The following is a 12873-nucleotide window of genomic DNA, read 5'->3' as shown; positions in this document are numbered from 1 at the left end:
AGAGATAACTCATTTTCTCTCAAAAGTTTTGTGTTTTTTACCGATTTCCATTAATTTTGCACCGCATTTCGCATGAGAAAGAATACATTAATAACATAAAAACAAGAAGATAATTATGATTAATGCCCAAGACATTAAAATCGGAACTTGCATCCGCATGGACGGCAAGCTGTATTTCTGCATCGACTTCCTGCATGTAAAACCCGGAAAAGGCAACACCTTCATGCGTACCAAGCTGAAAGACGTTGTAAACGGCTACGTACTGGAGCGCCGCTTCAATATCGGTGAAAAGTTGGAAGACGTACGCGTTGAACGCCGCCCTTACCAATACCTCTATCAGGAAGGTGACGACTACATGTTCATGAACCAGGAAACTTTCGACCAAATTCCTATCGCCCACGACCTCATCAACGGCGTAGACTTCCTGCTCGAAGGCCAAGTTGTAGATGTAGTATCCGACGCTTCAACAGAAACTGTACTTTATGCTGACATGCCTATCAAAGTTCAGATGAAAGTCACTTACACTGAACCGGGTCTGAAGGGCGATACTGCTACCAATACACTGAAACCCGCTACTGTTGAATCAGGTGCAACCGTCCGCGTTCCTCTGTTCATCAACGAAGGCGAAATGATTGAAATCGATACACGTGACGGTTCATACGTAGGACGTGTAAAAGCATAAGGATAAACGAACCTTATATATTGTTCCCGCATTCTTTCAACAAAAGATGCGGGAATTTTTTATTTCCCCAATTCTATTCAGCTTCCATTTAGCCATTTTTCAAGGGATCATCCTTGTCTGGCGAATCTGGTTCAGGCGTAGCATCCGGATTAAAAGGATTAAAATAATAAATGCCCTTTGCATCCAGCAACTGAAGATAATATGGCAGCTTTTGCATAAAGAGGCTACAATCTTTTGCATGAATTGGCGTCCAAGCAGACTCTGCCACAGCTATCAGACGAGGAAAAGTCATAAAATCCAACCTCTTGGCATCAGCGACACGCTCCGACCAAAGATTAAACTGAAGGCCTAATATTTGCTCCTCATACCCCTGAAACAGGTTCATAAGCGGTTCAGGGAAGCGACAAATATCCTCTATCGGATTATAGCCACCCCACATACGCCCCACTTTATGAGTACCATACTGAACAAAATCAGCATACAATGGCCGACGCGGAGTCAAAATCACCCGATAGCCATTCTCCAAAGCCTTAAGCAACTGATATTTTCGGTCATGTCGCCACCACATAACCAACGACTTTTCAGGCGAAACTCCTGCATCTACAATCTCATCCCAACCAATCATCGTTTTCCCTTTGGAAGCGACCATATCGGCTACCCGACGAATGAAATAATGCTCCAGCTCCACTTCATTAGCCAACTCCTTATCTTTAATAAACTGCTGGATTTCCGGATCTGTATACCAGCTTTGATTGCCGAAATGCACTTCATCTCCTCCAATATGTATATAAGGTGAAGGGAACAAAGCAATCAACTCATCCAATACGTTACTGATAAACTCAAAGGTTTCTTCCTTACACGGATGGAAAGTAAAATGCTTCCACTTTCCTTCACCACCACCCGATATTTCTGGATAAGAACGACATACCGCCGTTGCATGCCCTGGCATATCAAATTCAGGAATAATCATAATGTGACGTTCGGCCGCATAGGCTACAATTTCTCGAATATCCTCCTGCGTATAATAAGCAGCAGGAGCTTTGGGATCATGCCAATTGCCAACAGCTCCTTCAGTAGTTAGTTTAGGATAACGTTTGATTTCGATGCGCCATCCGGGTTCATCAGTCAGATGCCAATGGAATACGTTCATACGAAGCGACGCCATGATGTCCAAATACTGCTTGACCTTCTCCTTGCCAAAAAAGTGACGGCTTTCATCCAACATAAACCCACGCCATCCATAACGGGGAGCATCTTCGATCCGACAAGCATGAACACGTCCCTTTCCCATACGTACCAGCTGAACAAAAGCCTCTTTAGCATAATATAGCCCAGACTCAGAAGACGAACGGAGCGTCACTTGCTCAGGAGTGACAACCAATGTATAAGCCTCATCTGGCATCCCCGCCTTCTCATCCTGCTCCAACACAATCATACCAGAAGAGGGTGCAGAAACATCCAAAAGACGATTCAACGTATCCGCCAAAGCCTTTGACAAATTGTCTGCATAGCCTCCATTACCACAAACTCTGACATTCTGCCCAACAATAAAAACGCCTTTCCCTCCCTGCATGTGAGCCGGCGTCGGAAGCAATGAAAACTGCGCCAGCAAAGGCAAGACAAATCCACACAAACAAACGATAACAGAAAGTTTCTTTTTCATATCTACAAATATATCAATGTATTCAACGTACATTCCAAGTCACCCTATATTAGCTTTCTATAAATAGAAGGCATCCTTACGAATTTTACGATCGCGAGTTACCAATCCCTTATCGTTTACACCCGGACGATCACCTTCCGTACGATGAGCAGCTCCGAAATCAAACATATTCCACACAAATGATCCCCAAACAAAAGGACGTTCTGCCATCGCTTTCCAGTTTTCCATGTGATAATTCAGCCATTTAATCAGTGTGTCTAAAACGAAATACACAAAAATAAAGATTTATTTGCAAGCGCCCATACTTATCCAAAGGAAAAAGTTATCTTTGCCAAAGAAACATCATTATTCAATATGAAATATTCGGTTATCATCCCCGTTTATAATCGTCCTGACGAAGTGAACGAACTGCTAGAAAGCCTCACCCTACAAACTTGTAAAGACTTTGAAGTGGTAGTGGTAGAAGACGGATCGTCCATTCCCTGCCAAGAAGTCGTGGAGAAATATAGTGACCGATTGGACATCCACTATTACAACAAACCGAACTCCGGTCCTGGACAAACCCGTAATTACGGCGCTGAACGAAGCCATGGCGAATATCTCATCATATTGGATTCTGACTGTATCCTGCCGCCGGGCTACTTCGAGGCTGTTGAAAAAGAATTGCAATCTTCTCCCGCCGATGCTTTTGGAGGCCCCGACCGCGCCCACGCCTCTTTTACAGACATTCAAAAAGCCATCAATTATTCGATGACTTCATTCTTCACCACTGGCGGCATCCGAGGAGGCAAGAAGAAAATGGACAAGTTCTATCCCCGCAGTTTCAACATGGGCGTGCGACGCAGTGTCTATCAGACTTTGGGAGGTTTCTCAAAGATGCGTTTTGGCGAAGATATTGATTTCAGTATCCGTATTTTCAAAGCAGGCTATCGCTGCCGTCTCTTTCCAAGTGCATGGGTATACCACAAGCGCCGTACCGACCTGAAAAAATTCTTCAAACAGGTACATAATTCAGGTATCGCCCGCATCAATCTCTATAAAAAATATCCAGAATCACTGAAGCTAGTACATCTGCTTCCGGCCCTTTTTACATTAGGTACCGTTCTATTGCTCATCTGTGCGATATTCTGTCCCTATGCTTTGCTGCCCCTTTTGGCCTATGCACTCCTCGTTTGCATCGACTCCACTATCCAAAACGGGAACATTCGTATAGGTTTATACTCCATTGCTGCCGCCTACATTCAGCTCATCGGCTATGGTACAGGATTTTGGCGTGCATGGTGGAACCGTTGTATTTACCAAAAAGGAGAATTTGAAGCTTTCAAAAAGAACTTTTATAAATGAAAGCAATTACCATGAACAAACTCACCATCAAACAACTGGCTGAATCCGACCGTCCTCGCGAAAAGATGATGCAAAAAGGAGCCGAAGCTCTGACCGACGCCGAACTGCTAGGCATTCTGATCGGCTCCGGCAATACGGACGAAAGTGCCGTAAACCTGATGCAACGTATCCTTTCGGCTTGCGACAACAACCTGAACCAGCTGGCCAAATGGGAAGTACGCGACTTTGCCCGCTTCAAAGGCATGGGGCCGGCCAAAAGTATCACCGTTATGGCCGCTCTCGAACTAGGGAAGCGCCGCAACCTGCAAGCACAGGGAGAGCATCTCTGTATCAAAGCTTCAACAGACATTTATAATTTGTTCCATCCCCTGCTTTGCGACCTACCGACTGAAGAATTCTGGGTATTGTTACTCAATCAAGCAGGCAAAGTTATCGACAAAGTCCGTATCAGTCGCGGAGGTATCGACCAAACCACAGCCGATGTCCGTGCCATTTTACGCGAAGCACTCATCCAACGAGCTACACAAATAGCACTGATACACAATCATCCCTCAGGGAACGTACGCCCAAGCAATGACGACCTTCGCTTGACACAAGTCGTACAACGTGCCGCACAAACTATGAACATCCGACTCATCGACCACCTCATCATAACCGATGGACATTATTTCAGCTTTAACGACGAAGGACATTTATAATACAAACGACGTTAAGTGCCTCTTTACGACCACCAAGTCCATGTTTACGTTCACCAAGTTCATGTTTACAATCACCAAACATCAATTTATTCGGCAGGCGTTATGAACTCTTCCGTCACCTAACATAATAAAACGCAAAATAGCTTCTAAATGACTTCACGCTTTCACATTACACATAATCTGCCTCGAATAAGGAAATTACGGTGAAAGATAAAGCTTCACAGCCATGAAACATGTTTTTTCCACCTTCTCAAATTAGTTTCACGCCAAATAAGTGTATTTCAGACAATTAATATTTTCACGTTCTCCTGGGAGAAAAAGATATTTACTATATTCCACCTGTTTTGTACAAAATTCCCCCCACAATATTCACAAAGAGTATAGTTTTGCCAAAAACCTGAAAAGTCTATGAAAACAAGTATGAACAACTACACCCGCAAGAGAATATTCGATCATACTGACGAATATCCATATCTGCCAATCTCCTTGCAAATCATTCCGTCTGAAGAAGATTGCAATGAGGGATGTCCATTTCCATATAACAATCTGACTATCAAAAGATTACAAAATACTTGTAACCTTTCTGTCACACTAATGTAACACATGCCAAGTACCTTTGCACCGAAAATCTAACATTAAAAACATTATAAATATAGTGTACAGACAAATAATAATTCACCAAACTAAAAATCTAATTTTATGCTGAATGTACAATTAAAAAAGAGGTGGACATTGATACAAAGCGTAGTCTTTGTCATGTTCCTGCTAAGCAGTACCTTAGCATTTGCACAAAACAGAGTAACCGGTAAAGTAACAGACAGAACCGGTATGCCGCTTCCTGGCGTAAACGTCCTTGAAAAAGGGACAACCAACGGAAGTATCACAGATGTGGATGGAAAATATGTCATTAATGTGAATAAGGGTAAAACACTAACATTTTCCTACATCGGTTTCACTACCCGCGAAGTGGTTGTCAACCAAAACGTCATAGACGTAGCCCTCCAAGAAGATCTTCAGGCTTTGGATGAAGTAGTAGTCATCGGCTACGGTAGCATGACTCGCAAAGATGTAACCAGTTCAATTACTACGGTAAAGGCTGAAGACATGAACATCGGTGTCATTACTACTCCAGCGCAGATGCTGCAAGGTAAAGTTCCAGGTTTGACTATTGCCAATACCAGTGATCCGAATGGATCTGCTTCAATCTCTCTGCGTGGTGCATCTTCACTGCGCACCGGCGAAGCTATGGAGCCCTATTATGTAATTGACGGTGTACCGGGCGTAAGCATTTCACTGGTATCTCCTGAGGACATTGAAAGTATTGACGTATTGCGAGACGCTTCCGCAACAGCTATCTACGGTTCAAAGGCTGCCAACGGTGTAATCATCATCACTACCAAAAAAGGCAATCAGGACGGCCGTACCAACGTAAGCTATAGTGGTTACGTAGCATGGGACAACACTATGAAAACGCTGGATATGATGAGCGCCAGTGAACTGCTTGCTTATGCCGATGCCAACAATATTGACCTTTCGCCCTATTGTGATGTCAACAATCCCGCCAATACTAACTGGCAAGACGAAGTCCTCCGCACAGGTTTTAGCCACAACCACAATGTATCTATCAATGGTGGCAACAAGAAGACATCTTACAGTGCTTCTATCAACTTCATGGAGCGTGAAGGTGTAGTAAAGGGCACTGATATGGACCGTCTGAATGCACGTTCTTACGTAAAGACCAAAGCTCTAAACGACCGTTTGGAACTCGCCCTCAACTTGAATGCCAGTGTTCGCAACAGCTCTACCGGTCCTACTGATATACAGGGTCGTAGTGTGTTGGATGCTATGTACTACTATAGTCCCCTGGTCCCTGTAAAAAATGCCGACGGAACTTGGTATAGCAACTTACAGATCTCTCAGAACTACAACCCTTTGTCAATGGTTAACGAAGACCGTTACGATACAAAAGAAAAGCTTTTGCAAGGTACAGCACAAGCTACATTGCACATCATTGATGGTTTGGACTGGAACTTAAACCTGTCTTACCAAAACCAACAGTATATCTATAGCATCTATAATACGACACAAACTCAGCTGCCTTCAGTAGCTTCCAAGCATGGTCAAGCCGACCGTAGCACTGTAGAAAATATGCGTAAACAAATGGAAACTTACATCAACTGGGATCACACTTTTGCTGATGCACACAAGGTTGGTGTCATGCTGGGTTATTCTTGGGAACAAGCCGACAACAACGACGGTTTCGGACTGAGAGTCTACAACTTCTACAATGATGACTTGGGATACTACAATATGGGAATGGCTAACAACATGGATATCAGCGACATCATTAGTAACACACTATCTACGTTACGTATGATTTCATTCTATGGTCGTGTCAACTATAGCTTCAACAGTAAATATCTATTGCAGGCAACCGTTCGCCGTGATGGTTCTTCTGCTTTCGGTGCCAACAATCGCTGGGCAACTTTCCCCTCTGTATCTGCTGCATGGCGCATCACTGAAGAAGAATTTATGAAAAACCAAAATATTTTTGATGATTTGAAACTACGTATTGGTTATGGTGTCAGCGGTAACTCCTTGGGATTCGATGCTTTCATATCCCGTCCGCTCTATGGTGCAACAGGATGGTTCACCTATGTAAATCCTGACGGTACAACTTCTGAATATCGTACGTTAGGTGCTACACGTAATGCTAATCCCGACCTGAAATGGGAAAGCACAAGTATGTTCAACATCGGCTTGGATTTCGGTTTCTTCAACAATCGTTTAACCGGTACCATCGAATATTACGACAAGCGTACTAGTGATTTGATTTATGACTATCCGGTTTCTACCAACCGTTATCCGTTTGGAACAATGACAGCCAATGTGGGTGATATCAGCAACAAAGGTATCGAAATTACCATCAATGCCATTCCAGTACAGACCCGCAACTTTACATGGAGCACCTCTGTTAACTTGTCTCACAACAAAAATGTAGTTGAAAAACTGACTAACGCCACTTATTCTGTACCTTATATCGACATGGCTGATCCTGATGTTGGCGGTTTCTCAGGAACAAATGTTCAACGTATCATGGAGGGTTGCCCTATCGGACAGTTCTATACTTACGAATGGGCTGGTTACAATGAAAACGGCGTATCTGTCTTCAACGACTATGATGCTGATGGTAACCTGATAGGAACCACAGATGCACCGACAGATGAAGACCGTCGTAAGACAGGTTCTGCCCAACCGAAATTGACTTACGGATGGAACAACGACCTGACATGGAAAAACTGGACACTGACAGCCTTCTTCCAGGGAGTAGCAGGTAACAAGATTTATAATGCTACACGTAACTACTATAACAATGTAGGTCTGATCGCTGCTGGAAAAAATGCGTTAAGTGAAATTGCAACGGAACAAAAGTTCAACGACTCTAATGCACAACGTCCTTCTGACCGATATCTGGAGAACGGTTCTTATCTCCGTTTGTCAACATTAACTTTGGGTTACAACTTTGGTAAAATAGGCAACTGGATTAATAATCTGCGCCTCTACGCCACCTGCAATAACGTATTCACCATCACCAGCTACAAAGGTTTAGACCCCGAAGTGTATTTAGGCGGTTTGACCCCGGGTTTGGACTGGCGCAACACGACGTATCCACGTACACGTACATTTATGGTGGGTGTCAATGTAAATTTCTAACCCTTAACATAAGAGACATAAAGATATGAAAACAAGATATTTTATTTCTGCAGCCTTATTGGCGCTAACGACAGTCGGCTGTACCGACTTGGATGTAGACATTAAGTCACAATATACCGAGTATCCAGACTCTGAAATAGCATTGAGTGCACGCATCAACAACGCATATTATGCTTTCCGTGGAGCCCTTGGACGCCGTTACGATGAGCTCATTTCGTGCAACTCTGATGAATATACCGCAGTCAGCTTCGATGGTGATTATCTGAACGGACGTGATATGTCAAATATTTCTCTTCACATGGTTGATGCTGATGCCAGCAATAGCCAATTAGCCGTTTTTAACGACATACAGGCCGGTATTGTTAACTGCAACCAACTATTAATGGACTTAGGGGAAGAGGAAGAAAATGTATCAATCACCGCTCCTATCCGTGCTGCACGCGCTTTCTATACTTTTCTTCTGATGGATAACTGGGGTGATACACCTATCATTGACTATAAAGTGCTTGACAACAGTAATGCTGCTATTGACCGTTCTCCCCGTGCTGATGTAGCTCGTTGGATTGAATCTGAATTATTGGCTGTTCGTGACAATTGTCCAAGTGATGTTTCTGAAGACACTTACGGTACTCCTACTTGCTGGATGGTTGATGCTTTGTTAGCAAAACTCTATATTAACTGGAATGTTTATACCAAAGATGTTACCAGTGCAAGCTGGGACGCCAATGCAGCAAATGAAAAGCTGACTGATTGTATTGCCGCTTGTGACCGAATTATCGAATCTGGGAAATTTGATTTGAGCGACGACTACAAGGATAAATTCATGTATACCAACGGCTCGCAAATCAAGGACTTTATCTATGCTATGCCTTACGATGCCGTTACGGCACAAGGTATGACTTACGCACGCTTCCGTACTTGGCGCCGTGGTCAGAACAGCAATGGTTTCTATAGTATTGAAATGACAAACTCTGTAGGTGGTAATATGACCCTGACTCCAGAGTTCGTTGAACTGTTCTGTTTACCTGGTGACCGTCGTAACGATGTAATTGCTGGTAGTACAGGCGAAAACATTGGAATGGCTACTTTTGATGTTTATCAGTATGACAATACAACTGGTATGCCAACCAATGTACGAAACACCTATAAGGATGAAGATATTACTTTCACGAAATCTATTACATTAAAGAATGACCCCACAGCCAATCCTCCTATTGTTCCTAATGCAGACCTTAACTGCGGTGCAGACATAACAGGTTGGACACAAGGTTATCGCTCTATCAAATTCTTCCCTGACATCAATGATTACAACGTGTATAGCCGTAACCAAGATAACGATGTGCCTATCTTCCGTTATGCAGACGTTATCCTGATGAAGTGTGAGGCTATTACCCGTGGTGGTTCAGCTACATTAGGCGACACTCCAATGAGCTTGTTCAACGAGATTCGTGCATATGTCAACGCTCCACTTATTGAAAGCAATCCCTCATTGCAAGACATTTTGGACGAGCGTGGTCGCGAATTCCTCGACGAGCACTGGCGCCGTAACGACTTGATTCGTTTTGGAGACTTCGAACGCGACTGGGGCTTTAAAAATGATTTCAATTCTAATGCTTCAAATCCCCAATATCGTCTGTTGCCATTGGCTCGCGACGTATTAAACGCCAACACCAACTGGGAACAGAATCCGGGTTATTGATAACAGATATCCATTTTTAAGGTAAAAGCAAGCGATTGTTTTATTTAGAGTTTTAAAAATGGGGCCTTGTATTGCATCCGCAGTAATGCCATTCTGCGGATGTCAATGCAAGGCTTTTATCTTTTTACTATCTTTGCCATAGTATTACATACAACAGACATAACTATTATCTGATATGAAAAGAAATATTTTAAAAACACTTCTTTTAGGATGCTGTATCAGCTTGAATCTACCGATTCAAGGAATAGAAAGTAAAAACTATGAGAAGGAATTCCCCTTATCTCGCTATGTAGACCCACGCATCGGCTCCGAAGGACTGGGACGCGTATTCATCGGACCATCATGTCCCTTCGGCATGGTAAAACCATCGCCCGACTGCACTCCTTCACCCAACAGCGGATGGCTACCCATGCCAGTACGAGTGGATGGTTTTGCTCAAGTACACGTCAGTGGAACAGGAGGTGGCCCTAAGTACGGCAATATTTTGGTCGCTCCCTTCTGCGGCGCACTGGACCGTACACAGCACATAGACTACCGCGAATACGAAAATATCAGATTAGGATACTATGATACCCGCTTTAAGCAAAGCGGTATCCGTACAGAGATAACCACAGCTGAACGGGCTTCGTTCTACCGTTTCACTTATCCGCAAACAGACAAGTCACTGGCTATTGATGCCGGTTTCTTTCTGGGAGAAAGCCCTGTACCTGATGCACGAGAGGCACAACAGTTCGTTGGTTCGGAAATACAAATTCTCTCCGACCACGAAGTATGCGGCTACACACGCATCCGTGGAGGCTGGAACAACGGCCGGGCATATACCGTCTATTTCTATGCCGAAACAGACCAGCCCTTCAGCGAAACAGCCACATGGAAAGGTGACAGCATCACTGCCGATCGTTCCCAATATGACTCTCACCAGAAGACCGGCGCCCTGCTCCGATTCCGCGAAGGCAGCAACACACTGCAACTCAAGGTGGGCATCTCTTTCCTGAGCTGTCTACGAGCCAAAGCCAACGCACACAACGAAATTACACACTGGTCGTTCGAGAAAGTACACAACGAATTGTTGGGAAAATGGGAAGCTCTCTTCTCTAAAATTGAAATTGACGAAAAAGCCTCCGAAGCCCACAAACGAATGTTCTACACCGGCCTGTACCACACCATGCTGATGCCCGTAGACCGCACAGGCGAAAACCCGTTATGGAGTGATCCAGAGCCCTATTACGATGACTTCTATGCTATCTGGGACACCTACCGTACTTCATCGCCACTTATCACACTTATAGCCCCCAAACGTGAAGCAGACATCGTACGCTCACTGATAAACATATACAAACGAGACGGTTATATGCCCGACGCTCGCAGCGGCAACTGCAACGGACGAACACAAGGAGGCTCAAATGCCGAGATTGTCATCGCCGACGCTTTTGTAAAGGGGCTGAAAGGTATTGACTATGAATTGGCACTACAAGCTATGCTGAAGGATGCCACCGTAGATCCGGGCAGTAACCACGAAGCCGAAGGACGTGGCGGCCTACGCGAATATCTAGAACTGGGTTACGTACCCTGGGGTATCGACCGCGCAGGCAACCGAACCGTGGAATACAGCTACTGCGACTATGCTATCGCCCTCGTAGCAAAAGGGCTGGGTAAAGAAGAACTTTACCGGCACTACCTGAAACAGAGTGGCAATTGGAAGAATCTGTGGCGCGACGACTACCGCCATAGTGGGGCACAGGGCTTCATCATGCCACGCGACGCACAAGGTCAATGGCTGGACAGTCTGCCTTACGGCCACAGTCGTGTGATGCAGCCGAAATACGCCTATACCCCCATGACCTTCGAAGGTCCTTGGTACACCCCTTGGTGGAGCATGTTCTTCTACGAAGCCTCTTCCTGGGAATACTCGCTGAGCATTCCGCACGACGTACCGGGGCTGATTGAGAAATGCGGCGGACCGCAGGCTTTCGAACAACGGCTGGACACGTTCTTCATACGCAACTACTATAACGTGAACAATGAACCTTCGTTCCTGACTCCCTGCCTCTACCACTGGCTGAGCAAACCATGGAAGAGCAGCGACCGTATCCACACGATCCTGGCCGAAAGCTACAATGACGGCCCTGTCGGATTGCCGGGCAACGACGACTCGGGAGCCATGTCGTCATGGCTAGCCTTCCACATGATGGGACTATACCCAAATGCAGGACAGGATTATTACCTAATCAACACCCCACTACTGCACACCACCACCTTACATCTAGAGGACGGACACGATTTTCGCATCGTAGCCGAAGGCCTATCGGAGAAGAACCGCTACATTCAAAGCGTGACACTGAACGGACAGGACTACCCATACTCCACCCTACGCCATAAGGACTTGACGGAAGGTGGCACACTGGTACTGAAAATGGGACAGAAGCCCTCTGAATGGGGAAAGGAAATGTTTAAACCCGAAAAATAAAATCAGACAAGAGATATGAAACAGAAAATAATAATGATTTTGCTCCTGCTGGGCTCTGCCATGGGAGGAGCCGCACAGAATGCCCTGCCCGACACCCTGCTCTTCGTCTTCAAGCTGCACGGACAGACACGCAAGTACGAAATGACCTTTACACCTCAACATGATGCCTTCGTCCTGAACTGGCGCATCCTGCGCAATCTGAAATGGCAAAAAGGTTCCTATACCCTGACACCGCAGGCCGTGAAAAAAGGTTCTGTCCTCAGCTTCCTGATGCCGGAAGACGGCAGGCATGTCACCCTGTCCGAGCAAGAGACCGCCTACATCCTTTCGCAGGAAGCCTACCGCAACCTCAAAGCACGACAACGCTTCGCCTACAATCATACGGAATACGAACTAATGGATAGTGATGAGCACGCCGCAGGCTTTGCCCTGCTGCACGTACGTGACACACTGGAAGGCAGCGAAATGTGGATACTCGACAATCCCTCCCTTCCCCTCGTATGGAGTATGCAGAACAATCCGCTTGAAATAAACTGGCGGGTGGAAATCAACAAATAAATCTTAGGCACGGATTGTACAGATCCTCACAGATGTCTTTTATTCTGT

At 45.1% G+C, this 12873-nt stretch carries 9 protein-coding genes; 7 read left to right on the top strand and 2 right to left on the bottom strand.

What is annotated here, in order from left to right; all coding sequences use genetic code 11:
- Positions 1 to 115: 115 nt before the first annotated feature.
- Complete coding sequence (efp, locus tag HF894_RS07295) at positions 116 to 682, top strand: elongation factor P (RefSeq protein ID WP_021846607.1); 567 nt, start codon at positions 116 to 118, stop codon at positions 680 to 682.
- An 88-nt stretch (positions 683 to 770) separates the two neighbouring features.
- On the opposite strand, the gene HF894_RS07290 is transcribed toward efp, so the two are convergent.
- Both HF894_RS07290 and HF894_RS07285 read right to left on the bottom strand, forming a co-directional pair.
- Positions 771 to 2345, bottom strand: coding sequence for a beta-N-acetylhexosaminidase (locus tag HF894_RS07290; protein WP_204971524.1), 1575 nt, complete (start codon positions 2343 to 2345; stop codon positions 771 to 773).
- 57 nt (positions 2346 to 2402) lie between these two features.
- The gene (locus HF894_RS07285) at positions 2403 to 2555 is read right to left on the bottom strand and encodes a hypothetical protein (protein WP_204968620.1); all 153 of its coding nucleotides are present in this window, start codon (positions 2553 to 2555) and stop codon (positions 2403 to 2405) included.
- Positions 2556 to 2699: 144 nt separating this feature from the next.
- Here HF894_RS07285 and HF894_RS07280 point away from each other — a divergent pair, with 144 nt between their 5' ends.
- The 6 genes from HF894_RS07280 to HF894_RS07255 all read left to right on the top strand — a co-directional run bounded on the left by HF894_RS07280 (position 2700) and on the right by HF894_RS07255 (position 12825).
- Positions 2700 to 3689 carry a glycosyltransferase gene (locus tag HF894_RS07280; RefSeq protein ID WP_204971523.1) on the top strand — a complete coding sequence of 330 codons (990 nt, stop codon included), beginning with the start codon at positions 2700 to 2702 and terminating at the stop codon, positions 3687 to 3689.
- Positions 3690 to 3700: 11 nt separating this feature from the next.
- Complete coding sequence (gene radC, locus HF894_RS07275; RefSeq protein ID WP_204971562.1) at positions 3701 to 4387, top strand: RadC family protein; 687 nt, start codon at positions 3701 to 3703, stop codon at positions 4385 to 4387.
- A 699-nt stretch (positions 4388 to 5086) separates the two neighbouring features.
- Complete coding sequence (locus HF894_RS07270) at positions 5087 to 8101, top strand: SusC/RagA family TonB-linked outer membrane protein (protein ID WP_204971522.1); 3015 nt, start codon at positions 5087 to 5089, stop codon at positions 8099 to 8101.
- Between the two features lie 25 nt (positions 8102 to 8126).
- The gene (locus HF894_RS07265) at positions 8127 to 9800 is read left to right on the top strand and encodes a RagB/SusD family nutrient uptake outer membrane protein (protein ID WP_204971521.1); all 1674 of its coding nucleotides are present in this window, start codon (positions 8127 to 8129) and stop codon (positions 9798 to 9800) included.
- A gap of 175 nt (positions 9801 to 9975) precedes the next feature.
- Positions 9976 to 12267: a GH92 family glycosyl hydrolase gene (locus HF894_RS07260; RefSeq protein ID WP_204971520.1), complete on the top strand. Its 2292-nt coding sequence runs from the start codon at positions 9976 to 9978 to the stop codon at positions 12265 to 12267.
- Positions 12268 to 12282: 15 nt separating this feature from the next.
- Positions 12283 to 12825: a hypothetical protein gene (locus tag HF894_RS07255; RefSeq protein ID WP_204971519.1), complete on the top strand. Its 543-nt coding sequence runs from the start codon at positions 12283 to 12285 to the stop codon at positions 12823 to 12825.
- Positions 12826 to 12873 lie beyond the last annotated feature (48 nt).

Origin of the sequence: Caecibacteroides pullorum, assembly GCF_019239235.1 — a bacterium.
GTDB lineage: Bacteria > Bacteroidota > Bacteroidia > Bacteroidales > Bacteroidaceae > Bacteroides > Bacteroides pullorum.
The sequence above is the reverse complement of the archived record's forward strand: the minus strand, read 5'-3'. Positions and strand labels throughout refer to the sequence as shown.